The 26,548-nt window shown below is 69.4% G+C and carries 27 protein-coding genes and 1 pseudogene; 21 read left to right on the forward strand and 7 right to left on the reverse strand.

Features of this window, described 5'->3' with window-relative positions:
• A pseudogene (locus tag E6O51_RS21905) lies at positions 1-315 on the forward strand (asparaginase); the annotation flags it as partial.
• Positions 316-324: 9 nt separating this feature from the next.
• Here E6O51_RS21905 and E6O51_RS15125 read toward each other — a convergent pair.
• Positions 325-1,038 (reverse strand): hypothetical protein, encoded by a 714-nt coding sequence (locus E6O51_RS15125; RefSeq protein ID WP_136385843.1) that lies wholly within the window; start codon positions 1,036-1,038, stop codon positions 325-327.
• Between the two features lie 203 nt (positions 1,039-1,241).
• Here E6O51_RS15125 and E6O51_RS15130 point away from each other — a divergent pair, with 203 nt between their 5' ends.
• On the forward strand, positions 1,242-2,651 hold the full coding sequence (locus E6O51_RS15130; RefSeq protein WP_136385844.1) for a Fic family protein: 1,410 nt from the start codon (positions 1,242-1,244) through the stop codon (positions 2,649-2,651).
• 54 nt (positions 2,652-2,705) lie between these two features.
• Here the strand turns inward: E6O51_RS15130 and E6O51_RS15135 are convergent, their stop codons facing one another.
• Together E6O51_RS15135 and cysB are read right to left on the reverse strand one after the other, a co-directional pair.
• Positions 2,706-4,310, reverse strand: coding sequence for a DUF4139 domain-containing protein (locus E6O51_RS15135; RefSeq protein WP_211091429.1), 1,605 nt, complete (start codon positions 4,308-4,310; stop codon positions 2,706-2,708).
• Between the two features lie 156 nt (positions 4,311-4,466).
• The gene (gene cysB, locus E6O51_RS15140; RefSeq protein ID WP_136385845.1) at positions 4,467-5,408 is read right to left on the reverse strand and encodes an HTH-type transcriptional regulator CysB; all 942 of its coding nucleotides are present in this window, start codon (positions 5,406-5,408) and stop codon (positions 4,467-4,469) included.
• 149 nt (positions 5,409-5,557) lie between these two features.
• Between cysB and E6O51_RS15145 the strand changes: the two genes are divergently transcribed.
• The 10 genes from E6O51_RS15145 (at position 5,558) to E6O51_RS15185 (ending at position 15,767) form a co-directional block, all read left to right on the forward strand.
• A complete protein-coding gene (locus E6O51_RS15145) occupies positions 5,558-7,249 on the forward strand; it encodes a nitrite/sulfite reductase (RefSeq protein ID WP_136385846.1) in 1,692 nt (563 codons plus the stop codon).
• Entirely contained in the window at positions 7,242-7,778 is a 537-nt protein-coding gene (locus E6O51_RS15150) for a DUF934 domain-containing protein (RefSeq protein ID WP_136385847.1), read from the forward strand. Before E6O51_RS15145 ends, E6O51_RS15150 begins: the two co-directional genes overlap by 8 nt.
• Positions 7,775-8,548 (forward strand): phosphoadenylyl-sulfate reductase, encoded by a 774-nt coding sequence (locus tag E6O51_RS15155; protein WP_136385848.1) that lies wholly within the window; start codon positions 7,775-7,777, stop codon positions 8,546-8,548. The genes E6O51_RS15150 and E6O51_RS15155 overlap by 4 nt, the downstream gene beginning before the upstream one ends.
• Positions 8,549-8,551: 3 nt before the next feature.
• Positions 8,552-8,710 (forward strand): hypothetical protein, encoded by a 159-nt coding sequence (locus tag E6O51_RS21910; RefSeq protein WP_168735292.1) that lies wholly within the window; start codon positions 8,552-8,554, stop codon positions 8,708-8,710.
• Positions 8,711-8,717: 7 nt separating this feature from the next.
• Positions 8,718-9,632 (forward strand): sulfate adenylyltransferase subunit CysD, encoded by a 915-nt coding sequence (cysD, locus tag E6O51_RS15160; RefSeq protein ID WP_136385849.1) that lies wholly within the window; start codon positions 8,718-8,720, stop codon positions 9,630-9,632.
• Between the two features lie 154 nt (positions 9,633-9,786).
• Complete coding sequence (cysN, locus tag E6O51_RS15165) at positions 9,787-11,067, forward strand: sulfate adenylyltransferase subunit CysN (RefSeq protein WP_136385850.1); 1,281 nt, start codon at positions 9,787-9,789, stop codon at positions 11,065-11,067.
• Positions 11,068-11,095: 28 nt separating this feature from the next.
• Positions 11,096-11,488, forward strand: a complete 393-nt coding sequence (locus E6O51_RS15170; protein ID WP_136385851.1) for an RNA-binding S4 domain-containing protein — start codon at positions 11,096-11,098, stop codon at positions 11,486-11,488.
• A 143-nt stretch (positions 11,489-11,631) separates the two neighbouring features.
• Positions 11,632-13,080, forward strand: a complete 1,449-nt coding sequence (locus tag E6O51_RS15175; RefSeq protein ID WP_136385852.1) for an NfeD family protein — start codon at positions 11,632-11,634, stop codon at positions 13,078-13,080.
• A 4-nt stretch (positions 13,081-13,084) separates the two neighbouring features.
• Complete coding sequence (locus tag E6O51_RS15180; RefSeq protein ID WP_168735293.1) at positions 13,085-13,876, forward strand: slipin family protein; 792 nt, start codon at positions 13,085-13,087, stop codon at positions 13,874-13,876.
• Positions 13,877-13,892: 16 nt separating this feature from the next.
• Positions 13,893-15,767 (forward strand): sensor domain-containing diguanylate cyclase, encoded by a 1,875-nt coding sequence (locus E6O51_RS15185; protein WP_136385853.1) that lies wholly within the window; start codon positions 13,893-13,895, stop codon positions 15,765-15,767.
• 16 nt (positions 15,768-15,783) lie between these two features.
• On the opposite strand, the gene E6O51_RS15190 is transcribed toward E6O51_RS15185, so the two are convergent.
• From E6O51_RS15190 to E6O51_RS15205, 4 genes are all read right to left on the reverse strand, one after another.
• Entirely contained in the window at positions 15,784-16,659 is an 876-nt protein-coding gene (locus E6O51_RS15190; protein WP_136385854.1) for an AEC family transporter, read from the reverse strand.
• 97 nt (positions 16,660-16,756) lie between these two features.
• A complete protein-coding gene (gene hslU / locus E6O51_RS15195) occupies positions 16,757-18,091 on the reverse strand; it encodes an ATP-dependent protease ATPase subunit HslU (RefSeq protein ID WP_136385855.1) in 1,335 nt (444 codons plus the stop codon).
• 5 nt (positions 18,092-18,096) lie between these two features.
• A complete protein-coding gene (hslV, locus tag E6O51_RS15200) occupies positions 18,097-18,633 on the reverse strand; it encodes an ATP-dependent protease subunit HslV (RefSeq protein WP_136385856.1) in 537 nt (178 codons plus the stop codon).
• 82 nt (positions 18,634-18,715) lie between these two features.
• Entirely contained in the window at positions 18,716-19,885 is a 1,170-nt protein-coding gene (locus E6O51_RS15205; protein WP_136385857.1) for an STAS domain-containing protein, read from the reverse strand.
• 263 nt (positions 19,886-20,148) lie between these two features.
• Here E6O51_RS15205 and ybgC point away from each other — a divergent pair, with 263 nt between their 5' ends.
• The 9 genes from ybgC to queC are packed head-to-tail and all read left to right on the forward strand — an operon-like array spanning position 20,149 to position 26,545.
• The gene (ybgC, locus tag E6O51_RS15210; RefSeq protein ID WP_136385858.1) at positions 20,149-20,601 is read left to right on the forward strand and encodes a tol-pal system-associated acyl-CoA thioesterase; all 453 of its coding nucleotides are present in this window, start codon (positions 20,149-20,151) and stop codon (positions 20,599-20,601) included.
• Complete coding sequence (tolQ, locus tag E6O51_RS15215) at positions 20,598-21,272, forward strand: protein TolQ (RefSeq protein WP_136385859.1); 675 nt, start codon at positions 20,598-20,600, stop codon at positions 21,270-21,272. Before ybgC ends, tolQ begins: the two co-directional genes overlap by 4 nt.
• 18 nt (positions 21,273-21,290) lie before the next feature.
• On the forward strand, positions 21,291-21,701 hold the full coding sequence (locus tag E6O51_RS15220) for an ExbD/TolR family protein (protein ID WP_136385860.1): 411 nt from the start codon (positions 21,291-21,293) through the stop codon (positions 21,699-21,701).
• Complete coding sequence (locus E6O51_RS15225; RefSeq protein WP_136385861.1) at positions 21,698-22,513, forward strand: energy transducer TonB; 816 nt, start codon at positions 21,698-21,700, stop codon at positions 22,511-22,513. The genes E6O51_RS15220 and E6O51_RS15225 overlap by 4 nt, the downstream gene beginning before the upstream one ends.
• 37 nt (positions 22,514-22,550) lie before the next feature.
• The gene (gene tolB, locus E6O51_RS15230; RefSeq protein WP_136385862.1) at positions 22,551-23,849 is read left to right on the forward strand and encodes a Tol-Pal system beta propeller repeat protein TolB; all 1,299 of its coding nucleotides are present in this window, start codon (positions 22,551-22,553) and stop codon (positions 23,847-23,849) included.
• A gap of 51 nt (positions 23,850-23,900) precedes the next feature.
• Entirely contained in the window at positions 23,901-24,419 is a 519-nt protein-coding gene (gene pal, locus E6O51_RS15235) for a peptidoglycan-associated lipoprotein Pal (RefSeq protein WP_136385863.1), read from the forward strand.
• The gene (gene ybgF / locus E6O51_RS15240; RefSeq protein ID WP_136385864.1) at positions 24,419-25,126 is read left to right on the forward strand and encodes a tol-pal system protein YbgF; all 708 of its coding nucleotides are present in this window, start codon (positions 24,419-24,421) and stop codon (positions 25,124-25,126) included. The genes pal and ybgF overlap by 1 nt, the downstream gene beginning before the upstream one ends.
• Before the next feature lie 7 nt (positions 25,127-25,133).
• The gene (queE, locus tag E6O51_RS15245) at positions 25,134-25,796 is read left to right on the forward strand and encodes a 7-carboxy-7-deazaguanine synthase QueE (protein WP_136385865.1); all 663 of its coding nucleotides are present in this window, start codon (positions 25,134-25,136) and stop codon (positions 25,794-25,796) included.
• Between the two features lie 53 nt (positions 25,797-25,849).
• Positions 25,850-26,545: a 7-cyano-7-deazaguanine synthase QueC gene (queC, locus tag E6O51_RS15250; RefSeq protein ID WP_136385866.1), complete on the forward strand. Its 696-nt coding sequence runs from the start codon at positions 25,850-25,852 to the stop codon at positions 26,543-26,545.
• Positions 26,546-26,548: the final 3 nt, after the last annotated feature.

The following is a 26,548-nucleotide window of genomic DNA, read 5'->3' on the forward strand; positions in this document are numbered from 1 at the left end:
GTCGCCGCCGGCGCCGACCCGCGCCTGCTCGACGCCCTGCGCGAAGCCGGCGCCGCCGGCGCGGTGCTGGCCCTGCCCGGCAACGGCAGCCTGCCGGACGCCTGGGCGCCGGCCATCGACCGCGCCGCAGCCGCCGGCCTGCGCCTGGTGCGCGCCAGCCGCGTTGCAACCGGCCCGGTCACGGCTCGCCGGCCACACCCCGAACTGATTCCCGCCGGCTGGTGCTCCGCGCTGCAGGCGCGCGTATTGCTGATGCTGGCCATCGCCAGTAGCGACGAGACGCTGTTCGGAAGCGCTGCGCACGCGCCCGGCTGAGGAACCGGGTCAAAGGTAACGCTCGATCCTGCGCAGCGACTGCTCGTAGGTGTGGCGCATGTGATCCTCGTCGTAGCGATGCTCCCGCCCCACCGGACAAGCATCGCGCGCGAGGCAGCGCCCCCGGCAGGACAAATCCGGCAGCCGCCGCCAGGCGAGGCACTTATCCAGCGCAAACGCGCCCCCCGCCATCGCCTGCGCCGGACAGGCGGCAACGCAGGGCCGCGCGGCACAGGAGAGACAGGGCGATTCCACCTGCAAGGGTGCCGTCACCGGCAGCTCCGTGTCGGCCAGCAAGGCCACCCGATAGCCGAACCAGCTCCCCCATTGCGGCAGGATGCCCACCATGAAGGGCGTGGCGTGATGCCAGCCCGCCAGCCGCCCCAGCGCCTGTAGGCCGACGGGTTTGTCGCCTGGGTAGAGCAAGGTGTAGCGATGACCGGGCAACTGCTCGGCGAACCACCGGACGACGGCACACACACTGAAATCGTCGATGGGGTCGTCGGACGCGATGCCGGCAGCCTTCACCGAGGCCCACAGCGCGCGGCCGGCGTTGCCGATGAGAATGAGCTGGCGGGCATCGTGGGCAGGGGCAAAGTCACGCCGAAGATCGTCGGCCAACTGGGCAGGCAAGACGGCGACGTCGAAAACGGCGTGAAGGTTCAGGCCGAGGCGGTCGAGGGCGGAGAAGTCGGCGGACGGTGAATCGGGCGGAGGTGACATCCTTGGCGCTCCGGTGCAGTACTCGCGCACAAGCTATCCCGTAGCGCGCGTGATCACAATCATTGCGGCACGCTCAGGATGGCTCCGGCCCCTTGCCGCCGGCCCCTTCGATTCCAGCTGCGCGGCGCATACTCGGCGCATTATTGCAATTTGCGCCATTTTGGCGCAAAAATGGCGCATAACTTTTTGCGCTAGTGTGTCCCATGCCCTCCATCCCCGCCTCTGCCGAACTCGCCGCCATCGTCGAAGCCGTCAGCCGCTTTCCCGCGGGCGCGAGCATCGAAGCCATCACCGCCGCCCTGCCCGATGCACCGCCGCGCCGCACCCTGCAGCGGCGGCTGGCTCAACTCGTCGAAGAAGGCCGCCTGCGCGCCCGGGGCGAAAGGCGGGGCCGGCGCTATCTTGCGGCCATCCAGCAAGAGCCGGCGTTGGTCTATCCCCCTGCCGATGCCACGCTACCGGCCCGCGCCGTCGGCGTCGCCGAGACCGTCATTCCGCTTTCGCTGGCCGCACGCGAGGTGGAAGCCGCAATCCGCCAGCCGCTCGCCCGGCGCCGGCCGGTTGGCTATCGGCGCGATTTCCTCGATGCCTACCAACCCAATCGCACCCGCTACCTGCCGCCCGCGTTGTGCGACGAACTACGCGCAGCCGGTCAGGCCAGCGTGGCCGAGACGCCCGCCGGGACCTATGCCCGCCAGATCTACGACCGCCTGCTGATCGACCTTTCGTGGAACTCCAGCCGCCTCGAAGGCAACACGTACTCCCTGCTGGAGACCGAACGCCTGCTCGCGGCCGGCCAGACGGCCAGCGGCAAGGACACCCTCGAAGCGCAGATGATCCTCAACCACAAGGGCGCCATCGAGTTCCTGGTGGACGGCGCCGCAGACATCGGCTTCGACCGCTACACCCTGCTGAACCTGCATGCCCTGCTGTCGGACAACCTGCTCGCCGACCCCACCGCCAGCGGCCGTCTGCGCACGATCGCGGTCGGCATCGGCGGCACCGTGTTTCACCCACTGGAAGGCCCGCAGCGCATCGAAGAGTGCTTCGGCCAGGTGCTGGACACCGCTGCTGCCATCGCCGAGCCCTTCGAGCAGGCCTTCTTCGTCATGGTGCATCTGCCTTATCTGCAGCCTTTCGAAGACGTGAACAAGCGCGTCTCGCGTCTCGCGGCCAACATCCCGCTGATCCGGCACAACCTGTGCCCGCTCTCCTTCGTCGATGTGCCGCAGCACACCTACGTGAATGCCACGCTCGGCATCTACGAGCTGAACCGCATCGAACTGTTGCGCGACGTTTTCGCCTGGGCGTACAAGCGCTCCTGCGCGCGCTATTCCGCAGTACGCCAGTCCCTGGGCGAGCCCGATCCTTTCCGCCTGCATTACCGCCAACTGCTCGGCGAGACGGTCGCCGAGGTGGTGCGTGCCCGTTTCGACAAGGCGGCCGCCGTCGCGCGCATCCGCCAGCGGGCCGCAAACGATATTCCGGAACCGGATCGCCCGCGCTTCATCGAGATCGCCGAAACCGAACTGCTGAGCCTGCACGAGGGCAACATCGCCCGCTACCGGCTACGGCCGGGGGAATACCGGGCATGGCGGGAAGGGTGGCGGTGAAGGGGCGGAACCGGGTGGACGCCGGAATGAAGAGCGCCCCGGCAACCGGACACATCACCGCAACTCCCGCACCCGCATGTCCGCCGGATGGCTGATGAGGTGTTCCACCGCGATGCGCTGCGTCGCGCCCGCCGCCAGCGGCAGTTCCCATTGCACGGTACCCGGCTGGCCGTTCCAGGCCGTGTCTTGGGGCGCGGGCTCGTAGCGCGATTCCACCGTGATCTTCTCGTGCCCGCTCACCGGCGCGGCATCCAGCACCTGCAGCGTGATGTCCTTGTCGTGGCGGTTCTGGATCTCGAAGGCGGTTGTCAGGCGGCGTTCGGTGCGCCCGCCGATGAAGCCGCCGGAGCCTGCGACCTCGGCCACCGGCTCCATACGCACCGTCACCAACTCGTCGCGGCCGAAGGCGAGGCCGTCGCGCGCCAGCGCGGCGGTATCCAGCCGCCCCGCCCCCACGTAGGCGCCATCCCGGTACAACGCCAGCGCGCCCGGCGGCCAGACGCCCTGCGGCGCATCCACGCGGGCCACCAGGTACGCGGCCGCCTGCAGCGCGGGCGTGGTCTGCGCTGCCAGCCGCGCGGGCAGGCGCTGCTCGCCCAGCGTCAGCGTCACGCGCTCGCCGTTGCTGGGCACGGTGATACGCTGAGGCACGACGAACTCGGTAGCGAAGCCCTTGTTGAAAACGCTGGCGTCGAAGCTGGGCAGGCTGTCCGCCTCCACGTCCATCTTGGCGGACGGAGCGGGCGCTGCCAGGGCCCGGGCGGGCGCGGACCGCAGTTCGGCGGACGACTCCAGCGTCACTGGCGGCTGCTCGGCCAGACGCCACGGGCGTGGCAGCGGGCCGCTGGTCGCCGCGCCGGGCTGGCCGGTGGACAGCACGATGGGCACGTCCGTCCAATCCTCGCCCGTGTTCTGCGCCACCTGCGCCAAACGCAGCAGCGTCAGGCTGCGCGCGCCCGTATCCAGTTGCGCCCGGTAGCTGGGCTCCCAGCCCACGCCGCGCACCTGGTAGGTCAGCCGCACGTCGCCGGCCTGCGCCGCCGCCAGCGTCACCTGCACGCTGGCAACCCGGCTGTCCGCTCCGTGGATACGGTCGCGCTCCGCCACCAGCGGCTTGAGCGCCTCCGTCAGTTCCTGCTGCTGGCGCTCGATCTGCGTCCGGCGCGCCTGCACCGACTTCCCGGCGCGCTGCAGCGCCTCCGCCGTGGGGCCGATCTGCGCCGCCCCGCGCCCGCTCGCCCCGTCGGCGGCGGGCGTCTTGAAGCTGCCCAGGTAGCCGTCGGCGTGGGCCAGCCCTGCCAGCTCGGCCCCCAAGTCGTCGATCTGCCGCTCCAGCGAGCGGATGCGGTCCTCCAGCGGACTACGGCATTCCGTCGCCAGTTCGCGCGGTCGCGTGCGCACTGCCGTCTCGCCCAGCCGGACGCCTGCGTCCGCATCGATCAACAGGCTGTTCACATCCAGCCGCGCAGGCAGGCAATCGAAGATGAACTGGCGTGCTCCGGCAGCCACACGGGCCGTGCGCTCCACGGCTGCGACGCCGGGGTAGAGCTTTACCTGGGTCAGGCGCGAGGCGACAGGCGGAGTGGTCTGCGCCCAGCCGGCCGTGGAGGCCAGGACCAGTGCGATGCTTGCGATGAACGTTGGGGATTGAAACGCCATGCCAAGGTCTCTTGAAGATTCCGGGAAGTACTTGATGCGGGATGGATTCGGTGCATTGAGTGCAGCAAGGTCCGGCACCCAACATCCTGGCATCAGCACGGATGAATATTAGAAGATCCCACCTCGTCGGTCGACATGCACGGCTGCCGGCCGCCCCTACAACCCCGGGTCCGTCCCACCCCCCGCCAGCGCCGCCTCCACCACCCGCCGCGACAAGTGCGGCGCGAACAGCTCGATGAAGGCGTACACATAGCCGCGCAGCCAGGCCTTGCGCGGGATGCCGATGCGCGTCGTGCTGGACTCGAAGAGGTGGCTCGCATCCAGCATGCCCAGGTTCTTGTCCACCACCGGGTCGTAGGCCATGCGCGCCAGGATGCCGACGCCCAGGCCCATGCCCACGTAGGTCTTGATCACGTCCGAGTCGATGGCGGTGAGCACCACGTTGGGTTTCAGGCCGCGGCCGAGGAAGGCCTTGTTGATCTGGTTGCGGCCGGTGAAGGCGAAATCGTAGGTGACGATGGGCCAGCGCGCGATCTCTTCCAGCGTGAGCGGGCTGGCCTGCAGGATGGGGTGGCGCAGGGGGGCGACGATGCAGCGGTTCCACTGCTGGCAGGGCAGCATGACCAGTTCGTCGTAGTCGGCGATGGCCTCGGTGGCGATGGCGATGTCGGCCTCGCCGGAGAGCACCATCTCGCACACCTGGCGCGGGCTGCCCTGGTGCAGGGAGAGCTTGACCTGCGGGTAGCGCTGCATGAAATCGCGGATCACGCCGGGCAGCGCGTAGCGCGCCTGAGTGTGGGTGGTGGCGATGGAGAGGCTGCCGGCGGATTCGTTGCTGAACTCTTCGCCGACCTGGCGCAGGTTCTCCATGTCGCGCAGCATGCGGCCGACGATCTCCAGCACCGCGCGCCCCGGCTCGGTGACCTCCACCAGGCGCTTGCCGTGGCGCACGAAAATCTCCACGCCGAGTTCGGCTTCGAGCTGGCGGATCTGCTTGGACACGCCGGGCTGGGAGGTGAACAGGGCCTCGGCGGCCTCGGAAACGTTGAGCCCGTGGCGGGCCACTTCATGCACGTAGCGCAGTTGCTGAAGGTTCATGGCGTTCCTCCGCGCGGGCGCACCGCGCAAATAACCAGAAGTTCTTTGAGTCTAACGCAGAACGGCTTCCTGCACCTATTACGCACCCTTACGATGCGCTGCACCATCCCCGAAGACCCGGCGGGCCCGCCGGTACGCAGAGAGCAGCGATGTACCACTACGACGAATACGACCAGCGCATCGTGGACGAGCGGGTCGCGCAGTTCCGCGACCAGACCCGGCGCTACCTGGCCGGCGAACTCAGCGAGGACGAGTTCCGCCCGCTGCGCCTGCAGAACGGCCTCTACATCCAGCGCCACGCGCCCATGCTGCGCATCGCGATTCCCTACGGCAACCTGCGCGCCGTCCAGGTGCGCAAGCTGGCCCACATCGCGCGCACCTACGACCGGGGCTACGCCCACTTCACCACGCGCCAGAACGTGCAGTTCAACTGGCCGGCGCTGGAAGTGGTGCCGGAAATCCTCGCCGAGCTGGCCACCGTGCAGATGCACGCCATCCAGACTTCGGGCGCCTGCATCCGCAACGTGACTTCCGACCCCTTCGCCGGCGTGGCCGGCGACGAGCACATCGACCCGCGCCCCTGGGCCGAGCTGGTGCGCCAGTGGAGCACCTTCCATCCGGAATTCGCCTTCCTGCCGCGCAAGTTCAAGATCGCCGTGAACGGCGCGGCCGAGGACCGTGCGGTGATCCAGGCCCACGACATCGGCCTCGACCTGCAGCGCGACGCCGGCGGCAACGCGGGCTTCCGCGTGCTGGTGGGCGGCGGCCTGGGGCGCACGCCCATCATCGGCGAGGAGATCGCCGCCTTCGTGCCCTGGCAGCACATCCTGTCCTACTGCGAAGCCATCCTGCGCGTCTACAACCTGCACGGGCGGCGCGACAACCTGTACAAGGCGCGCATCAAGATCCTGGTCAAGGCGCTGGGCATCGCCGAATTCCGCCGCCAGGTGGAGGCGGAGTTCGCCTACCTGAAAGGCGGCCCCGCTACCTTGACCGAGGCCGAAGTGGCCCGCGTGGCGCAGCACTTCCACGACCCTGCCTATCTGGACCTGCCCGCGACGGACGCCGTTATTGAAGCGAAGAAAGCCGCGAACAAGCCCTTCGCCGCGTGGGCGAAGCGCAACGTGCGCAGCCACAAGCGCCCCGGCTACGCCAGCGTGGTGCTGTCCCTCAAGCCCACCGGCATCGCCCCCGGCGACATCACCGCCGACCAGCTCGACCGCGTGGCCGACCTGGCGGAGCGCTACAGCTTCGGCGAGGTGCGCACCACCCACGAGCAGAACCTGGTGCTCGCCGACGTGGAACAGCGCGCGCTCTTCGAGCTGTGGCAGGAGGCGCGCGACGCCGGCCTGGCCACCCCCAACTTCGGCCTGCTCACCGACCTCATCTGCTGCCCCGGCGGCGACTTCTGCAACCTCGCCAACGCCAAGTCCATCCCCATCGCCAATGCCATCCAGGCCCGCTTCGACGACCTGGACTACCTCTTCGACATCGGCGAACTGGAACTCAACATCTCCGGCTGCATGAACGCCTGTGGCCACCACCACGTCGGCCACATCGGCGTACTGGGCGTGGATAAGAACGGCGAGGAGTGGTACCAGGTCACCATCGGCGGCGACCAGGGCAACGACACCGAGCTGGGCAAGGTCATCGGCCCGTCCTTCGCCGCCGCCGAGATGCCCGACGTGGTCGAGACCCTGATCGCCACCTACCTCGACCTGCGCCACGCCGACGAGCGCTTCATCGACACCGTGCGCCGCGTGGGCGCCGTACCGTTCAAGACCCGGGTGTATGCCGAGCACGCCACCCGCAAGCAGGAGAGGAAGGTGGCCAATGTCTGAGATCATCAAGCACGGCGCGCTTCACGCCGACGACTGGGAGGTGCTGCGCCTCGCCGAAGGCCAGGACCCGGCCACCGTGGGAGTGCCGCCCGGGCGCCGCATCGTGCCGCTGCCGGTGTGGCAGGCCCAGCGCGACCGGCTCGGCGCCCGCCTGGATGCCGGCGTGTTGGCCGTGTGGCTGGCGGGCGACGACGATCCCGCTCTGCTCGCCGACGATCTGGCGCGCGTTGCGCTGATCGCCGTGGACTTCCCCAAGTTCGCCGACGGCCGCGGCTATTCCATCGCCACCCTGCTGCGCACCCGCCTGGGTTACGGCGGCGAACTGCGCGCCATCGGCAACGTGCTCCGCGACCAGTTCTTCTTCTACCTGCGCTGTGGCTTCGACGCCATCCAGCCCCAGCCCGGCAAGTACAGCACGGAACAGTTGCAGGCGGCGCTCGCCAGCCTGAAGGACTTCTCCGAGCCCTACCAGGGCGCGGTGGACCGGGACCCGCTGTTCCGCCGCGTGAGCCGCGAGGCGCGCCCGTGAGCACCGCCGCCGTCTCCCTGCTGCGCCCGGCGGCGGGCAACCCCGCCACGCGCCCGGAACTCACCGCCGCGCTGCGCGCTGCGGTCGAGGCCAAGGCCGCCACCGCCCTCGCCCTGCTGCGGGACGCTGTGGCCGAGTTCGGCGCCCGGGGCGAACTCACCTTTGCCAACAGCTTCGGCGCCGAGGACATGGTGCTCACCGACCTGATCCTCGCCAACCGCCTGGCCGTCGAGATCTTCTCGCTGGACACGGGCCGCCTGCCGGCCGAGACCTACGCCCTGATGGGCGAAGTCGAACAGCGCTACGGCACCAAGCTGAAGGTGTACTTCCCGGACGCCGCGGCGGTGGAAGGCTACGTGCGCACCCACGGCATCAACGCCTTCTACGACTCCGTGGAGCTGCGCAAGGGCTGTTGCGGCGTGCGCAAGATGGCGCCGCTGGCCCGGGCGCTCGCCGGAAAAAAGGCCTGGATCACCGGCCTGCGTGCCGCCCAGTCCGTGACCCGCGCCGGCGTGGCCGTGCGCGAGTTCGATGCCGGCAACAAGCTGGAAAAACTCAACCCGCTCGCCGACTGGAGCGAGGCGGAAGTGTGGGCCTACATCCGCCTGCACGACCTGCCCTACAACGCGCTCCACGACCAGTTCTACCCCAGCATCGGCTGTGCGCCCTGTACCCGCGCCATCGCCGTCGGCGAGGACATCCGCGCCGGGCGCTGGTGGTGGGAAGACCCCGCCAGCAAGGAATGCGGCCTGCACGTCAAGAAGAACTGAACCATGAGCAACCGCCATACTCATCCGGCCAGCGCCCCGCACACCACCCCGGTCGGTGCCACCCGGCGCGGCCTGCAACACCGTCTGAGTGCGCTGCGCGCGGGTCTTCGTGCCGCGCTGCGCGGCCTGCGCGCGCGCTCCGCCCAGCAACCGAGCCGTTGAGAAGATCATGTCCACGCTGACCAAACAGACCCTGTCCCACCTGGACTGGCTCGAAGCCGAGGCCATCCACATCCTGCGCGAGGTGGCGGGCCAGTGCGCCAACCCGGTGCTGCTGTTCTCCGGCGGCAAGGATTCCATCTGCCTGCTGCGCCTGGCGGAGAAGGCCTTCCGCCCGGGGCGCTTCCCCTTCCCGCTGATGCACATCGACACCGGCCACAACTACCCGGAAGTGACCGAGTTCCGCGACCGCCGCGCCGCCGAGCTGGGCGAGCGCCTGATCGTGCGCTCGGTGGAGGATTCCATGGCCCGCGGCACGGTGGTGCTCAAGCATCCGGGCGAATCGCGCAACAAGCACCAGTCGGTGACCCTGCTGGAAGCCATCGAGGAGTTTTCGTTCGATGCGTGTATCGGCGGCGCACGGCGCGACGAGGAGAAGGCGCGCGCCAAGGAACGCATCATGAGTTTCCGCGACGAGTTCGGCCAATGGGACCCGAAGAACCAGCGCCCCGAGCTGTGGAACCTGTACAACGCCCGCTCCCACAAGGGCGAGAACATCCGCGCCTTCCCCATCAGCAACTGGACCGAACTGGACGTGTGGCAGTACATCCAGCGCGAGCAGCTCGAACTGCCGAGCATCTACTTCGCCCACGTGCGCCCGGTGGTGAGGAAGAACGGCCTGCTGCAGCCGGTCACCCCGCTGACGCCGGCGAAAGCCGAGGACAAGGTCGAGGACGTCCTCGTGCGCTTCCGCACCGTGGGCGACATCACCTGCACGGCGCCGGTGGAATCCGACGCCGACACGGTGGACAAGATCCTGCTGGAGACCGCCACCACCACGATCACCGAGCGCGGCGCCACGCGTATGGACGATCAGACCTCGGAAGCGTCCATGGAACAGCGCAAGAAGGAGGGGTATTTCTGACAACCCCCTCCCCTTCAAGGGGAGGGTTGGGGTGGGGATGGGTTTTCCCCGGCACTGAACCGAAACCCATCCCCCTCCCGGCCTCCCCCTTGAAGGGGGAGGAGAAAAGCTCCCCGCACCGCACCGCATTCAAAGCATCACAGGAACCATGACCATGTCCGCCCCCGAACACCTGCCGGAAATCGACAACGGCCTGCTGCGCTTCCTCACCTGCGGCAGCGTGGACGACGGCAAGAGCACGCTGATCGGCCGCCTGCTGTTCGACACCAAGACCATCCTCGCCGACACGCTGAGCGCCATCGAGAAGACCTCCGCCCGGCGCGGCACGAGCGCGGTGGATCTGTCGCTGCTCACCGACGGCCTGCAGGCCGAGCGGGAGCAGGGCATCACCATCGACGTGGCCTACCGCTACTTCTCCACCGGCACGCGCAAGTACATCATCGCCGACGCGCCCGGCCACGAGCAGTACACCCGCAACATGGTCACCGCGGCCTCCACCGCCAACCTGGCCATCATCCTGGTGGACGCGCGCAAGGGCGTGCTGACCCAGACCCGCCGCCACTCCTACCTGGCCAGCCTGGTGGGCATCCCCCACCTGCTGGTGGCGGTGAACAAGATGGACCTGGTGGACTACGACCAGGCCGTCTTCGAGCGCATCAAGGCCGACTACCTCGCCTTCGCCGCCAAACTGGGCATCGGCGACGTGCGTTTCATCCCCATCTCCGCGCTCAACGGCGACATGATCGTGGACCGCGGCGAGCGCCTCGCCTGGTACGACGGCCCCACCCTGCTGGAGATCCTGGAAGCCGCCCCCGCCGCCCACACCGAACGGGCCGAGGACTTCCGCTTCCCGGTGCAGTACGTATGCCGCCCGCAGGACTCCGCCAACCCCGAGCTGCACGACTACCGCGGCTTCATGGGCCGGGTCGAATCGGGCGAAGTCGGCGTGGGCGACGCGGTCACCGTGCTGCCCTCCGGCGCCGCGAGCCGCGTCAAGGCCATCGAGATCGGCGGCGTGCGCCGGGAACGCGCCATCCACGAACAGTCCGTGACCCTGCTGCTGGAAGACGAGATCGACATCTCCCGCGGCGACCTGATCGTCAAGTCGGCGGAAGCGCCGGCGCCGGTCAAGGAAATCGACGCCACCCTGTGCTGGCTGTCCGAGACCCCGCTCAGCCCCGCGCGCACCTACCTCGTGCGCCACACCACCCGCGAGGTCAAGGCCAAGGTGGCGCGGATCGCCCATCGCGTGGACGTGAATACGCTGGCCCACGAAGAGGCGAGCCAGCTCGCGATGAACGACATCGCCCGCATCACCCTCAAGCTCGCCCAGCCCATCGTCGCCGACGACTATGCGGCCAACCGCGCCACCGGCGCCTTCATCGTCATCGACGAGAGCACCAACAACACCGTCGGCGCCGGCATGATAGGGTGATCCCCCATCGCACCGGCGCCGCCCCTTCATGACCGACCCCGCCACCCCCCGCACCCGCATCGACAAATGGCTGTGGGCCGCGCGCTTCTTCAAGCACCGCAGCGGCGCCACCGAGGCGGTGGAGGGCGGCAAGGTGCGGCTCAACGGCCAGGCGGTGAAACCGGCGCGGGAGGTCAGGGCGGGCGACACGGTGGACGTCACCGTGGGCGAACAGCACTTCACCGTGCTCGTGCGCGCCATCGCCGACAAGCGCGGCCCGGCCAGCGTGGCCCAGACCCTGTACGAGGAAACCGCGGACAGCCGCGCCCGGCGCGAGCTCGTGCGCGAGCAGCGGCGCGTGGCCCCGCCGCCGGGGGCAGACCTGCACGGCCGCCCCACCAAGCGCGACCGCCGCCGCATCGACCGCTTCCGCGACGGCTGAGCCGCCCGGCGCGCAATAGCGCACGCCGGGCGCCGCCCCGTGCGGGGCAGGAACGCCCAGCGCACGCTACACTCATACCCATCGAATACCCGGCGCATCCGCGTGCCGGTGGTCTCCCGGTGGAGGTGGTCTCGATGCGGAGCATGCCGCTGCTGCACCCACGTCGCCTGCTGGCTTGGCTATTCCTGCTCGGCGGCGCCCTGCTGCTGTCCTGGGGACCGGCCCCCGCCCAGCAGCCCGCAACCCAGGGCAAGGTGCTCACGTTGCGGGTGGAAGGCGTCATCGGCCCGGCGAGCGCGGATTTCATCCAGCGCGGCCTCCGGCGCGCCGCGGAAGCCAACGCCATGCTGGTGGTGATCGAGCTCGACACCCCGGGCGGGCTGGACACCTCCATGCGCCTGATCATCAAGGACATCCTCGCCTCGCCGGTGCCGGTGGCCACCTACGTCACGCCGGGCGGCGCCCGCGCGGCCAGCGCCGGCACCTACATCCTCTATGCCAGCCACATCGCCGCCATGGCGCCGGCCACCAATCTGGGCGCCGCCACCCCGGTGGCGATCGGCATCGGCGGTCCCCAGCCGGGCGGAACGGACAAACCCGCCGAACCGGCCGGCGAGACGGACAAGAACGAGGACAAGAACGGCGACAAGGACACAACGCCCACGCGCACCCCGGCCGGCACCGACGCCATGGCCGCCAAGGCGGTCAACGACGCGGCGGCCTACATCCGCAGCCTCGCGCAACTGCGCGGGCGCAACGCGGATTTCGCCGAGCGCGCGGTGCGCGAGGCCCTCAGCCTGTCCGCCGAAGAGGCGCTGGCCCAGGGCGTCATCGACGTGGTCGCCGCGGACCTGCCGGCCCTGCTGCGCCAGCTTGACGGGCGCGAAGTGGCGCTCGCCGAGGGCAAGGTCACCCTGTCCGCCGCCGCCGCGGTGGTGGAGCACCTGGAGCCCGACCTGCGCAACCGCATCCTGGCCGCGCTCGCCAACCCGCAACTGGCGCTGATCCTGATGATGATCGGCATCTACGGGCTGTTCTTCGAATTCACCAGCCCCGGCTTCGGCGTGCCCGGCGTGGCCGGCGCCATCTGCCTGCTGATCGCGCTCTATGCCTTCCAGATGCTGCCGGTGAACTGGGCCGGCGTGGCGCTGGTGGCCATCGGTGCCGCGCTGATGCTGGCCGAGGTGTTCTCCCCCAGCTTCGGCGTGTTCGGTGTGGGCGGCATCATCGCCTTCGTGGTCGGCGGGCTGTTCCTGATGGATACCGAGGTACCCGGCTTCGGCATCCCGCTGCCCTTCCTGATCGGCCTCGCGCTGGCGAGCGCGGCCGTCATCATGGCCTTCGGCGGCTTCGCGCTGAAGAGCCGCAGCCGGCGCGTGGTGAGCGGGCGCGAAGAGATGACCGGCAGTTTGGGCAAAGTCACCACGGCGCTGGACGACGGCACCTACTGGATTCACATCCACGGCGAGAACTGGCGCGCCCGCGCCGCCGAGGCGCTGGCGCCCGGCGACACGGTGCAGGTCACCGCGCTCGACGGCCTGACGCTGCAGGTCGTGCGCCACACCGCATCCGCAACCGACCACGGGAGCTAAGACCATGCTGAACCTCCAACTGGGCCTCGGCCCGCTCATCATCCTGCTGATCGCGCTGGTGATCTCCTCGCTGCGCATCCTGCGCGAGTACGAGCGCGGCGTGATCTTCATGCTCGGCCGCTTCTGGAAGGTGAAGGGGCCGGGCCTGATCATCGTCATCCCCGGCCTGCAGCAGATGGTGCGCGTGGACCTGCGCGTGGTCACCATGGACGTGCCCAGCCAGGACGTGATCTCCCGCGACAACGTGTCCGTCAAGGTCAGCGCGGTGGTGTATTTCCGCGTCGTGGACCCGGAAAAGGCCATCATCCAGGTCGAGGACTACCTGATGGCCACCAGCCAGTTCGCCCAGACCACGCTGCGCGCGGTGCTCGGCAAGCACGAACTGGACGAGATGCTGTCCGAGCGCGAGCGGCTCAACGTGGACGTGCAGCAGATCCTCGACGCGCAGACCGATGCCTGGGGCATCAAGGTGGCCAACGTGGAGATCAAGCACGTGGACCTCAACGACAGCATGGTGCGCGCCATCGCCCGCCAGGCCGAGGCCGAGCGCGAGCGGCGCGCCAAGGTGATCCACGCCGAAGGCGAGAAGCAGGCCGCCGAAACGCTGATGGAAGCCGCCGAGATGCTGTCGCGCCAGCCCGCCGCGATGCAGTTGCGCTACCTGCAGACCCTCACCCAGGTCGGCGGCGACAAGGCGTCCACGATCGTCTTCCCCGTGCCCGTGGAACTGCTCGGCGCGCTGACGGGCAGCCTTGGCCACCGCGGCCCGATCCCGCCGGCCGCCAACCAGGACTGAACGCCCCGCGCCACCCATGGTCCGCAGGAAGTCCCGCGCTCCACCCGCGGCGCGCGCACGCCGCGTGGCCTATGCCGTGGCCCTGGCCGTGGCGCTGCTCGGCGCGGCGGGCTGGCATCAGTTCGCCCGCCGGGGCGATGCGCAGCAGCACGCCCAGTTCGAACGCGCGGTCGACCAGGCGGTGCTCTCCCTCGGCCAGCAGACCGCGCTGTACCGCAACGCCCTGCTCGGCCTGAGCGCCGCCTATCACGCTTCGAACGAACTGGACGCGCACGAGTTCACGCGCTACGTCGAAGCCCTGTACATCCGGCGCAACCTGAACGGTCTGCGCGCCTTCGCGCTGAACCGCGACATCGGCCAAACGGAACTGCCGGCCTTCCTCGCCGAGGTCCGCCAGCATCTGCCCGCGCTCGACGAGGCCTATCGCACCTACGCGGTCCATCCGCCCGGCGAGCGCCCGCACTACCACCTGGTGGAGCTCATCCACCCGGCCGTCGGCAACAACCGCTCCCTGGGCTTCGACCTGTGGCACGACGCGGCGCGCCGCGAGACCATCGAACGCGCACGGGCCACCGGCTTCGCCGCCACGCCGCCGATCCGCCTGCGCCAGGAACCGAGTTCGCTGGCGGTGCTGATGCTCGCCCCGGTCAATGCGCGCGGCCTGCTGACCGGCGAGCCGCGCGACACCGTGGCGGCCTCCTTCCGCGTCGCCGACATGGTCGATGCGGCGCTGTCCGAGCCTCTGCGCCGCCAGTTCGCGCTGCGCATCGTCGACGCCGGCGTCGCGGGCGATGCCGGGCTGCTGTTCCAGGATGCGGTGCCCGGCGGCGAGGCCGGCGCCGCGCTGCAGCGCGAACTCGCCTTCGGCGGCCGCCAATGGCGGTTGCTGTTCACCCCGGCGCGCACGCCGCCCGCCGTCGTGGAGCCGCTCACCGCCCTGCTCCTGGTCGGATCGCTCGCCTCGCTGAGCGGCGCGGTGGCCTGGCTGGTGATGCAGCGCCGCCAGCGTGCCGCGCGCATGGCCGCGCTGGCGCATCTGGCCAGCGACTGCGTGTTCGGCCTCGACCGGCACGGCGTCGTGCACGAGGCGAGTTCCACCGCCCTGCGCATCACCGGCGTGCCGCGCGAGGCCTGGCTGGGACGGCAACTGTGCGACGGGGTGCGCGAGGAGGACGGCGAGCGCGTAGGCGCGGCCCTGCGCACAGCCTGCGAGCAGGGCAGGCCGGCGAGCGTGGAATTCCGCACCCGCGACGGCGGAGCGGGCAGCCGCTGGATCGCCGCGCGCGTCGGCAACCATCTGGCGGATCCGAAGATCGGCCGCATCCTGGTACAGGTCGCGGACATCGACGCCCGCAAGCGGGGCGAGGAAATCATCGCCCGCATGGCCTACTTCGACGCCCTGACCAACCTGCCCAACCGCCGCCTGCTCGACGAACGCGCCCGCTTCACCCTCGGCCACGCCCACCGCAGCGGCCATCCGGCTGCCGTGCTGGTGCTGGACCTGGACGGCTTCAAGGAGGTCAACGACCAAGCCGGACATGCGGTGGGCGACGCCGTGCTGAGCACGGTCGCCACCCGCCTGTCCGCATCCATCCGCGAGAACGACACCGCCGCGCGCCTGGGCGGGGACGAGTTCGTGGTGCTGCTGAGCGCCCCGGACGGGGAGGAAGAGGCCTGCGCCGCGGCGCGCCGCATCGTCGCCGCGCTGACCGAGCCGATCACGGCCGGCGGCCGCAGTTGGCGGATGACCGCGAGCATCGGCATCGCCCTCTACCCGACCGCAGGCACCACCCTGGACGAGTTGCTGCGCGCGGCCGACGCAGCCATGTACCGCATCAAGCACGGCAGCCGCGACGGCTATGCCGTGGCAGACGAGGTCCCCCCGCCGTGAGGCGCGCGGCCGGCGCTCAGGGCAGGCTGAGTGCCAGGGCCAGCGGCAGGAACAGCAGGGCGGCCAGGTTGCCGATCAGCACCATGGAGGCGACCTTCTCCGGCTCCTGGTGGTAGCGCTCGGCGAAGATGTAGTTCAGCACCGCCGGCGGCAACGCGCCGAACACCAGCAGCAGGGCCTGTTCCCGCGGCGGCAGCGGAATCAGCGCCATCGCCCCGAGGGCCAGCAGCATGCCCGCCACGGGGCGCGCGACGGCGGCGAACACGCCCAGCCCGACGGAGGTGATGCGCGAATCCGTCAGGCGTACGCCGAGGGCGAACAGCATCAGCGGAATGGAGATGTCGCCCAGCATCCGGATGGCGGTCATCAGCGGCGGCCACACCTCGATGCCGGCGATGCCCACCGCCAGCCCGGCCAGCGTGGCCAGCACCGAAGGCACCTTCCACACCGTCCAGATGCGGATGCGGTGGTCCAGCAGCCAGGCGCCGAAGGAAAAGTGCAGCAGGTTGGAGACCATGAACATCACCACCGCCGGCGCCAGCGCGGCGTCGCCGAAGGCCAGCACCGCCAGCGGCAGGCCCAGGTTGCCGCAGTTGTTGAACATCAGCGGCGGCACCAGGGTCCTGGGCGCCACGCCCGCGGCGCGGGCGAGCAGCCAGCCCGCCAGCCCGGAGCCGAGCACTACCGCCAGCGTGGCGAAGGTGAGCGGGACGAACTCGGCGATGCGGAAATCCTTGTTGGCCAGCGCGGCGAACACCAGCGCGGGCACGAACACGTCCATGTTGAGCTTGTTCGCGTGGGAGAGATCCGGCTTCATGCGCCGGCCGACGAAATAGCCCAACGCCGTGATGGCGAACAGCGGGAACAGGATGGAGACGATGCGGATCAGCATGGGCAGGCGGCACGGCGGCAGACGAAGCGCTCAAGTGTAGCCGCGCATCCGCCGCACGCCCCCTGCACAGTTTCCCGCGTACCGACCGGTACGGCCCTTACAACACGTAGCGGGCGAGGTCCTCGCGCTGGGCCAGCACTTCCAGGCGGGCGTCCACGTAGGGCGCGTCGACCATGACGCGGTCCAGGCCGATCTTGCCGGCGTCGAAGGAGATCTCCTCCAGCAGCTTTTCCATCACCGTGTACAGGCGGCGCGCGCCGATGTTCTCGGTGCGTTCGTTCACCTGGAAGGCGATCTCGGCCAGGCGGCGGATGCCTTCCGCGGTGAATTCCAGCTTCACCCCGTCGGTCTCCAGCAGGGCCTGGTACTGGCGCACGAGGCAGGCGTCGGTCTGCGTGAGGATGCGCTCGAAGTCCTCCACCGACAGGGATTCCAGCTCCACGCGGATGGGGAAGCGGCCCTGCAGCTCGGGAATCAGGTCGGAAGGCTTGGAGAGGTGGAAGGCACCGCTGGCGATGAACAGGATGTGGTCGGTGCGGATCATGCCGTACTTGGTGGACACCGTGGTGCCCTCCACCAGCGGCAGCAGGTCTCGCTGCACGCCCTGGCGCGACACGTCGGCGCCGTGCACGTCGCTGCGCGCGGCGATCTTGTCGATCTCGTCCAGGAACACGATGCCGTTCTGCTCCACCGCGCGCACCGCGGCGGCCTTCACTTCCTCGTCGTTGATCAGGCGCGCGGCCTCCTCGTCGGCCAGCAGCTTCAGCGCCTCGGCGATCTTGAGCTTGCGCAGCTTCTTGCGGCCGCCGCCCAGATTCTGGAACATGCCCTGGATCTGCTGGGTCAGCTCCTCCATGCCCGGCGGGGCGAAGATTTCCGCCTGCATGGACGGGGCGGCGACCTCCAGCTCGATCTCCTTGCCGTCCAGTTCGCCTTCCCGCAGCTTCTTGCGGAATTTCTGCCGCGTGGCCGTATCCGGCACGGCTTCCGGCTCGGCGTTGAAGCCCACCGGGCGCGCGGCCGGCAGCAGGGCGTCGAGCACCCGGTCCTCGGCGGCGTCCAGGGCGCGGTCGCGCACCGTGCGCATGGCGCGCTCGCGCCCGTCCTTGACAGCGATCTCCACCAGGTCGCGGATGATGGTGTCCACATCCCGCCCCACGTAGCCCACCTCGGTGAACTTGGTCGCCTCGATCTTGACGAAGGGCGCGTTGGCCAGGCGCGCCAGGCGCCGCGCGATCTCGGTCTTGCCCACGCCGGTGGGGCCGATCATGAGGATGTTCTTGGGCGTGATCTCGGTGCGCAGCGGCTCGGCCACCTGGGCGCGCCGCCAGCGGTTGCGCAGGGCGATGGCCACGGCGCGCTTGGCGCGGGCCTGGCCGACGATGTGCTTGTCGAGCTCGGAGACGATCTCCGGCGGGGTCATCTGGGTCATGGCGTTCAGTCCAGCGTTTCGACGACGTGGCTCTGGTTGGTGTAGATGCACAGGTCGCCGGCAATCGCGAGCGACTTCCTGACGATCTCTTCCGGGCCGAGCTCGGTGTTCTCCAGCAGCGCGCGCGCAGCGGATTGGGCATAGGCGCCGCCGCTGCCGATGGCGACGATGCCGTACTCCGGCTCCAGCACGTCGCCGTTGCCGGTGATCACCAGGGAGTTGTCCCGGTCGGCCACGGCCAGCATGGCCTCCAGGCGGCGCAGCATGCGGTCGGTGCGCCAGTCCTTGGCCAGTTCCACGGCGCTCCTGAGCAGGTTGCCCTGGTGCTTTTCCAGCTTGGCCTCGAAGCGTTCGAAGAGGGTGAAGGCATCCGCCGTGCCGCCCGCGAAGCCGGCCAGGATGCGGTCCTGGTAGAGCCTGCGCACCTTGCGTGCGGTGGCCTTGATGACGATGTTGCCCAGCGTGACCTGGCCGTCGCCGCCGAGGGCGACGCGGTTGCCACGCCGCACGGACAGGATGGTGGTGCCGCGGTACTGTTCCATGTGTTCGTTCCTTGACGGGAGCACTGCGGCTCCCGGGGGGTCGTGTCCTTCGCCGGCTCGGGGATGAACCGGGCAGGCCGGCTCAACTGCGCAGCATCACCTGGGCGACCTGATCCACGCCCATCACGCGCAGCAGGGCGGCGACCATGGCGTTGACCTTGTGCAGGACCACCAGTTTGCCCTGGGCCTGCAGCGTGGCGAGGATGTTGAACAGCGTGCCGGCGCTGACGAAGTCCATGCGGCGCAGTTGCGCACAGTCCACATCCACGTTCTGCAGTTCGGCCGCGTAGGCCGCCAGCTTGCGGATGCCCTCGGTCTGCGTGCCGATGATCTCGCCTTCGAGGCTGAAGCCGGTGTCGAGCTTGTCGGTGACCGTCTCCACGGAAGTGGCGGTCAGGCCCGCCTCCGACTTGCCCATCCAGGACGGCGGCGATTCCTCGAAGGTGATGGCGTAATCCACCGCCACTTCCTCGAAGCGCTCCTGTTCGCCGGTGTATTGCAGCATCTCCAGCATCAGCAGCCAGGCCTCGCGGTTTTCCGCCCGCCCGGGAGCGATCTGCCCGGCGAGCATGTTGGCGAGCTGGCTGCCCTTGAGCACCGACACCTTGACCCGCTCCGCGGCAAGCTGCCGCAGCAGTTCCAGGAACAGCCTGCAGCCCTCGTCATCCACCGAGCGCAGGCGGGTGAGGTCGATGCGGATCGCGCCGCCCTTGCGGCCGATGACGGAAATCTGCTGAAACTGCGGCGCCGCCTGGCCGTTGAGGTTGCCCGACAGGTTGATCAGCGGCGTCGCGTCGCCGCGCGCCCGCGCGCGCGGGCTGGAGAGGTCTTCCCACGGCGGGGGGGAGCGCTCGAAGCGCGTGGCGTAGTCGAGCACGTGCGACTCGAAGCTCTGGCGCTGCCCGGTGAGCTTGTAGAGATCGAGCAGCATCATCCACAGCCCCTCGCTGGCACTGCCGGCCGGGTCCTCGAGCACCGCCACGAGCACCTTCTCGGCGTCGGCGACATTGCCGTTGGCATACAGCACTGCGGCTTCCTCATAGGCCGCGCCGCCGCCGGCGTCGAGTTCCTGGACCTCGACCTGGCCCGCGCAGCGCGCGAGCGCATGGGAAGCGTCACCGCCGGTGAAATCGAGCGTCGACAGCTCGGTCGGCGGCGGCTTGCGGTCGCCGCCCGGCGCCGCAGCGGCACCGCGCTCGCCTGCGTCACCGGACCCGGAAGAAGGTTTCTTGCCGAAAAAAGGAAGAGCCACGCCCTGACCTGTATGTTTCTAGATGGTTGCGACTTGCCCGCCGGGCAGGAACGTCCCCGGCGGTCCGGGGGCAAGGATAGCACCATCGCCACATGCGTTGGACCCGCAGCTTACCCATCGCCGGGCGCGGGCCACAACCGTACCGGCGGCGGAAGATGCCTTCTTAACGTCCTGGAACGCGATATTACCTTTTGAGAGGATTTCCACTCGCCCGATGCGCACGAAGCTGCTTGCGCGGCGGCCGTCTCGGCTAGAATGCTGCGATGCAAACCACCCCTGCCGCCCCCGCCGGACCGACATTCTTTTCCTGGCCGGTGCGCGTGTACTACGAGGATACCGACGCCGCCGGAGTGGTTTACTACGCCAACTACCTGCGCTACTGCGAACGCGCGCGCACCGAGTGGCTGCGCGAGGCCGGCTTCGGCCAGCAGCGCATGATGGCCGAGCGCGGCCTCGGCTTCGTCGTGCGTTCGTTCAGCGCCGACTACCGCCAGCCCGCGGTGCTCGACGACGCGCTGCGGGTGGTGTCGCACATCGCCCGGCTCGGCCGGGCCAGCATCGAATTCGTGCAACGTATCGTGCGCGGCGACGAACTCCTGTTCGATGCCCGCGTCACCGTGGCCTGCGTCGATCTGGCGCGCCGCAAACCCGTCGCCCTGCCGACCGACGTCAGGGCCCGCCTTTCCCCCTTCGCCGCCCCCCTCGCCGCCGCATGACCGTCACCCAAGACCTCTCCATCCTCAGCCTGATCACCGAGGCCAGCGTCCTCGTCCAGCTCGTCATGGCCCTGCTCGCCAGCCTGTCGCTGATGTCCTGGTACTGGATCTTCCGCAAATCCTTCCAGATCCGTTCGGCGCGCGGCAAGACCGGCGAGTTCGAGCGCGACTTCTGGAGCGGCGGCGACCTCAACGCCCTGTTCCAGTCCGCCTCCGCCTCGCGCCACCGCACCGGCGGCATGGAACGCATCTTCGAAGCGGGCTACCGGGAATACACCAAGCTGCGCGCCAAGAGCCACGACCACGACGCCATCATCGAAGGCTCGCGCCGCGCCATGCGCGCCACCTACCAGCGCGAGGTGGACGACCTGGAGGCCCACCTGGCCTTCCTCGCCTCGGTGGGTTCGGTATCGCCCTACATCGGCCTGCTCGGCACCGTGTGGGGCATCATGAACGCCTTCCGCGGCCTGTCCAACGTGAGCTCCGCCACCCTGGCCCACGTCGCCCCCGGCATCGCCGAGGCCCTGGTGGCGACCGCCATCGGCCTGTTCGCGGCGATCCCCGCGGTGGTGGCCTACAACCGCTTCGCCCATGACATCGACCGGATCGGCATCCGCTTCGAGAGCTTCATGGAAGAGTTCTCCAACATCCTGCAGCGCCAGTTGCGCTGAGGACGCGGGAGCACAGCCATGCGCCAGCGCCGCCTGATGAACCAGATCAACGTCGTGCCCTACATCGACGTGATGCTGGTGCTGCTGGTGATCTTCATGGTCACCGCGCCCATGATCCAGACCGGCAGCATCGACGTGCCCACCGCCGGAGCCATCTCCAGCCCGCCGGCCGAGGCGATGATCATCGAGGTCGGGGCCGACCGCAAACTGTCCGTGAAGCGCACGGCCAACAGCACCGCGCTCAAGGTCACCGACCTGGAGTTCCAGCGCTTCCTCGCCGAGGCGCTGGCTGCCAACCGGGAACAGCCCTTCCTGGTCGCGGCCGACAAGACCCTGCCCTACCAGACGGTCATCGACGTGCTCGAATCCGTGCGCCGGGCCGGGGTGAGCAAGGTCAGCCTGCAGACGGCAAGCGGCAGTGGGCGATGAACGCGCAGCACTTTTTCCGGCGCGATCCGCCGCCCGGCAAATGGTCATCGCTCGTCCTGACGGTGGCGGTGCATCTGTTGCTCGCCCTCTTCCTGTTCTTCGGCCTCTCCTGGCAGAGCCGGCAGCCCGGCAGCCTGGAAGTGAACCTCGTCAGCGCCCCGCCGGCACCGGCTCCCAGGCCGCAGCCCAAACCGGAACCCAAACCCGAGCCGAAGCCCCAGCCCCAGCCGGAACCCAAGCCCGAGCCGAAGCCGGAACCCAAGCCGGTGGTGGAGCCGGCGCCCAAGCCGCAGCCCGAGCCGGAGATCGCCACCAAGGCGCCGGAACCGCCGAAGCCCAAACCGGAACCCAAGCCGGAACCGAAACCCGAGCCGAAACCGGCTCCCAGGCCCGAACCGAAACCCACACCCAAACCGGTGGAGCCGGCCCAACCGGATTACTTGCAGGAAATGCTGGAGCAGGAAGCCCAGAACGCCCAGATCGACCGCCTGCTGCGCGAGGACACCGCACGCCTGGCGGCCTCGCGCAACGCCGCGGCGGCCGACGCCTACCGCAATGCCATCGCCACCAAGGTGCGCGGCAATCTGCTGCGTCCGCCCGGCCTGCAGGGCAACCCGGAAGCCGTGTTCGTCGTCGACCAGTTGCCCGGCGGCGAGGTCATCAACGTGCGCCTGGTGCGCTCGTCCGGCATCCCGGCGCTGGACGACGCCATCGAGCGCGCAATCCGGCGTTCCAGCCCCCTGCCGCTACCGGAAAACCGTTCGCTGTTCCAGCGCACGCTCGAACTGAAATTCCGTCCGCTTGAGGAATAGTTCACACATTGGTTTAGAATTCGACGCCATTGCCGCCATGATCACGACACTTCGCCTCTCCTCGCTCCGTTTCCTGCGCCTGGCCATCGCCGGCCTGCTGGCCGCGTGCGCCCTGGCCGCGCACGCCCAGCTCTCGATCGAGATCACCGGCGCGGGCGCCACCCGCTTCCCGGTGGCGATCCCCATCTTCGAGAGCGAAAGCGCGCTGCCGCGCGGCATCACCGACGTGGTGCGCGCCGACCTGGAACGCAGCGGCCTGTTCAGTCTGGTGGACATCGGCCCGGTGGCCCTGCCCGAATCCGTGGTGCCGGATCTCGCCGGCTACCGCAGCCGCGGTGCCGACGCCATCCTCACCGGCAGCGTGGTGCCCCTGTCCGACGGGCGTTTCGAGGTGCGCTTCCGCCTCTTCGACACCCAGAAGCAGGTGGAACTGGGCGCCCAGGCGCTGCGCATGGCGCCGCAGCAGAACCGCGCCACCGCGCACCGCATCGCGGATTTCGTGTACGAGAAGCTCACCGGCCAGCCGGGCTACTTCTCCACCCGCATCGCTTACGTGGTCAAGAGCGGGCCGCGCTACGAGCTGCAGATCGCCGACGCCGACGGCGCCAACGCCCAGGCCGCGCTGGTATCGCGCGAACCCATCATCTCGCCGGCCTGGTCGCCGGACGGCCAGCGCCTGGCCTACGTGTCCTTCGAGGCCAAGAAGCCCGTGGTCTACATCCACACCCTGGTCACCGGCCAGCGCCAGGTGGTGGCCAACTTCAAGGGCTCCAACTCGGCCCCCGCGTGGTCGCCGGACGGCCGCCAGCTCGCCGTGGTGCTGACCAAGGACGGCCTGTCCCAGCTCTATCTGATCAATGCCGACGGCTCGGGCGTGCGCCGCACCGCCACTTCGGCCGGCATCGACACCGAACCGGCGTTCTCGCCGGACGGCCAGTGGATCTACTTCACATCCGATCGCGGCGGCAGTCCGCAGATCTACCGCATTCCGGTCTCGGGCGGCACCGCCCAGCGGGTAACCTTCGAAGGCAGCTACAACGTGACCCCGCGCCCCGCGCCGGACGGCCGCACGCTGGCCTTCATCACCCGCCAGGAGGGTGGCTTCCGGGTCGCCGTGCTCGACCTCGCCTCCCGGCAGACCATGATCCTCACCGATTCGGCGCGTGACGAATCGCCCAGCTTCGCTCCCAACGGCCGCATGATCCTCTACGCCTCCGAAAGTGGTGGGCGGGGAGTACTGGCGGCGGTGTCGGCGGACGGGCGGGTACGCCAACGCCTGTCGATAGAGGCCGCCGACGTCCGCGAACCCGCCTGGGGTCCGCTGCCGCGGCGATAACACCGCTGTAACCAGACTGCTGTCCTGCAAACGAGAACCGGAGATAACTTCATGAAAAAACTGCTTCTGCCCGCGCTCCTGGCTGCCATGCTGGCCGCCTGCGGCACCACCGGCACCACGGACCAAACCGGCGCCTCGGTCGAAGACCGCGGCGGCGCCGGCGTCACCACCGTGACCACCCCGGCCGTGTCCGGCACCGGCCTGTCCGCGCTGACCGACCCCAACAACATCCTGTCCAAGCGCAGCGTGTTCTTCGACTTCGATCAGTTCGTGATCAAGCCCGAGTTCCGCCCGCTGATCGAAGCCCACGCCCGCTTCCTGGTGCAGAACCCGCAGCTCAAGATCCTGATCCAGGGCAATACCGACGAACGCGGCAGCCGCGAGTACAACCTGGCCCTGGGCCAGAAGCGGGCGGATGCCGTGCGTCAGGCGCTGACCCTGCTGGGCGCCGCCGAATCGCAGATCGAATCGGTGAGCCTGGGTGAAGAGAAGCCGCGCAGCACCGATCGCACCGAAGAGGGCTTCGCGCAGAATCGCCGCAGCGACATCCTCTACACGGGCGAATACTGATGAAGCGCCTCGTACCGCTGGCAGCGCTGCTCGTGCTGCCGTCCATGGCATCCGCCCAGTTGTTCGGTGGCGGTGAGACCCAGCGCCAGATCAGCGAGCTGCGCGACAGCGTCAACCAGCGGTTCGAGGCAAACAACCGCGCGCAGCTCGAGCTGGCCAGCCAGAACGAGTTGCTGCGCACCGAGGTCGCGCGCCTGCGCGGCCAGATCGAAGTCCTGACCTACGAGCTGGAAGCGCTCAAGCAGCGCCAGCGCGACTTCTACGTAGACCTGGACGACCGCCTGCGCCGCATCGAATCCCCGGCGTCCGCCCAACCGGCCACGGCTTCCGACCCGGCCGCCGAATCGGCCGAATACGAAACCGCGCTCAACCTGCTCAAGGACGGCAAGCACCGCGACGCGCTGACCGCCTTCCAGACCTTCATCGGCAAGTACGCGAACAGCGGCTTCCTGCCCGGCGCCCATTTCTGGGCCGGCAACGCCGCGCTGCAGGCCAAGGAAGTCGCCGTGGCGGCCAACCACTTCAACACCGTCCTGGCACGCTGGCCCGCCGATCCGGTCGCGCCCGACGCCATGCTGGGCCTGGCCAACAGCCAGCAGGCCCTGGGCGACGCCAAGGCCGCGCAACGCACGCTGCAGTCGGTGGTCGAACGCTATCCCGAGAGCAACGCCGCCAAGGCCGCCCGCCAACGCCTCGGCGGCCGCTGAGGTCCGCATGAGCGTTGCCAGCGGGCGCGGCACCCGGCTGCGCCTGAGCGAGATTTTCGCCTCCATCCAGGGCGAGTCGACCCGCGTCGGCCTGCCCACCGTCTTCGTCCGCCTCACCGGCTGTCCGCTGCGCTGCGTGTGGTGCGACACCGAATACGCCTTCAGCGGCGGCGAGACCCGCGCGCTCGACGACATCCTGGGCATGGTCGCCAGCTTCGGCCTGCGCCACGTGTGCGTCACCGGCGGGGAACCGCTGGCGCAGAAGGGCTGTCTCGCACTGCTGGAGGCGCTGTGCGATGCCGGCTACTCGGTATCGCTGGAAACCAGCGGCGCCCTCGACATCGCCCCGGTGGACCCGCGCGTGGCACGCATCGTGGACCTGAAGGCCCCCGGCTCGGGGGAGGAAGGCAGAAACCGCGGGGAGAACATCGGCCACCTGCGCGCCGGCGACGAGATCAAGATCGTGCTCGCCGACGAGGCCGACTATCTCTGGGCACGCACGCAGATCGCCGCCCACCGCCTGGCCGAACGCTGCGAGGTGCTGCTGTCGCCGGTGGCGGGCAGGCTGGTCCCGGCGGAACTGGCCGAATGGATCGTGCGCGACCGCCTGCCGGTGCGCTTCCAGCTACAACTGCACAAGGTGCTCTGGGCCGACGCCCGGGGCAGATAGGGCCAAGGCCCGCTGCCGGCAGATCGGCCGGCATTGACGACACCGACCGCAACATGACACAGACCCGCCGCGCCATCGTCCTGCTCTCCGGCGGCCTCGATTCGGCCACCTGCCTCGCCATCGCCCGCGACATGGGCTTCGAGTGCTACGCCCTGTCCGTGGCCTACGGCCAGCGCCACGCCGCCGAGCTGACCGCCTCCAAGCGCGTCGCCGAGGCGCTGGGCGCGCGCGAGCATCGCCTGGCGATGGTCAACCTGGGCCAGTTCGGCGGCTCCGCGCTCACCGACCCCACCATCCCGGTGCCCGAGGAAGCCGGCAGCGGCGGCATTCCGGTCACCTACGTGCCGGCGCGCAACACGGTGATGCTGTCCATCGCCCTGGCCTGGGCCGAGGTGCTCGGCGCCCACGACATCTTCGTCGGGGTGAATGCGGTGGACTACTCCGGCTATCCGGACTGCCGCCCGGAGTTCATCCGCGCCTTCGAGACCATGGCCAACCTGGCCACCAAGGCCGGCGTGGAGGACGATGCGCGGATGACCATTCACGCGCCGCTGATCGAACTGTCCAAGGCGGAGATCATCACGCTCGGCACGCGACTGGGCGTGGACTACGGCCTCACCGTGACCTGCTACCAGGCCGACGACCAGGGCCGCGCCTGCGGCCGCTGCGAGGCCTGCCGCCTGCGCCGCGCCGGCTTCGAGGCCGCCGGCATCGCGGACCCCACGCCCTACCAGCAGCGCGGGAACTGACCA

This window comes from Pseudothauera rhizosphaerae (assembly GCF_004801305.1).
Lineage (GTDB): Bacteria > Pseudomonadota > Gammaproteobacteria > Burkholderiales > Rhodocyclaceae > Pseudothauera > Pseudothauera rhizosphaerae.

Coding starts and splice junctions, on each gene's coding strand:
- E6O51_RS15190 (WP_136385854.1), bottom strand. CDS start 16,659: ATGCTGATCCGCATCGTCTCCATCCTGTTCCCGCTGTTCGCCATCACG.
- ybgC (WP_136385858.1), top strand. CDS start 20,149: ATGCAAACCACCCCTGCCGCCCCCGCCGGACCGACATTCTTTTCCTGG.
- tolB (WP_136385862.1), top strand. CDS start 22,551: ATGATCACGACACTTCGCCTCTCCTCGCTCCGTTTCCTGCGCCTGGCC.
- E6O51_RS15225 (WP_136385861.1), top strand. CDS start 21,698: ATGAACGCGCAGCACTTTTTCCGGCGCGATCCGCCGCCCGGCAAATGG.
- E6O51_RS15150 (WP_136385847.1), top strand. CDS start 7,242: ATGTCTGAGATCATCAAGCACGGCGCGCTTCACGCCGACGACTGGGAG.
- E6O51_RS15130 (WP_136385844.1), top strand. CDS start 1,242: ATGCCCTCCATCCCCGCCTCTGCCGAACTCGCCGCCATCGTCGAAGCC.
- E6O51_RS15175 (WP_136385852.1), top strand. CDS start 11,632: ATGCCGCTGCTGCACCCACGTCGCCTGCTGGCTTGGCTATTCCTGCTC.
- tolQ (WP_136385859.1), top strand. CDS start 20,598: ATGACCGTCACCCAAGACCTCTCCATCCTCAGCCTGATCACCGAGGCC.
- cysD (WP_136385849.1), top strand. CDS start 8,718: ATGTCCACGCTGACCAAACAGACCCTGTCCCACCTGGACTGGCTCGAA.
- pal (WP_136385863.1), top strand. CDS start 23,901: ATGAAAAAACTGCTTCTGCCCGCGCTCCTGGCTGCCATGCTGGCCGCC.
- E6O51_RS15135 (WP_211091429.1), bottom strand. CDS start 4,310: ATGGCGTTTCAATCCCCAACGTTCATCGCAAGCATCGCACTGGTCCTG.
- E6O51_RS15125 (WP_136385843.1), bottom strand. CDS start 1,038: ATGTCACCTCCGCCCGATTCACCGTCCGCCGACTTCTCCGCCCTCGAC.
- E6O51_RS15145 (WP_136385846.1), top strand. CDS start 5,558: ATGTACCACTACGACGAATACGACCAGCGCATCGTGGACGAGCGGGTC.
- E6O51_RS15180 (WP_168735293.1), top strand. CDS start 13,085: ATGCTGAACCTCCAACTGGGCCTCGGCCCGCTCATCATCCTGCTGATC.
- ybgF (WP_136385864.1), top strand. CDS start 24,419: ATGAAGCGCCTCGTACCGCTGGCAGCGCTGCTCGTGCTGCCGTCCATG.
- hslV (WP_136385856.1), bottom strand. CDS start 18,633: ATGGAACAGTACCGCGGCACCACCATCCTGTCCGTGCGGCGTGGCAAC.
- queC (WP_136385866.1), top strand. CDS start 25,850: ATGACACAGACCCGCCGCGCCATCGTCCTGCTCTCCGGCGGCCTCGAT.
- E6O51_RS15220 (WP_136385860.1), top strand. CDS start 21,291: ATGCGCCAGCGCCGCCTGATGAACCAGATCAACGTCGTGCCCTACATC.
- E6O51_RS15185 (WP_136385853.1), top strand. CDS start 13,893: ATGGTCCGCAGGAAGTCCCGCGCTCCACCCGCGGCGCGCGCACGCCGC.
- E6O51_RS21910 (WP_168735292.1), top strand. CDS start 8,552: ATGAGCAACCGCCATACTCATCCGGCCAGCGCCCCGCACACCACCCCG.
- queE (WP_136385865.1), top strand. CDS start 25,134: ATGAGCGTTGCCAGCGGGCGCGGCACCCGGCTGCGCCTGAGCGAGATT.
- cysB (WP_136385845.1), bottom strand. CDS start 5,408: ATGAACCTTCAGCAACTGCGCTACGTGCATGAAGTGGCCCGCCACGGG.
- E6O51_RS15170 (WP_136385851.1), top strand. CDS start 11,096: ATGACCGACCCCGCCACCCCCCGCACCCGCATCGACAAATGGCTGTGG.
- hslU (WP_136385855.1), bottom strand. CDS start 18,091: ATGACCCAGATGACCCCGCCGGAGATCGTCTCCGAGCTCGACAAGCAC.
- cysN (WP_136385850.1), top strand. CDS start 9,787: ATGTCCGCCCCCGAACACCTGCCGGAAATCGACAACGGCCTGCTGCGC.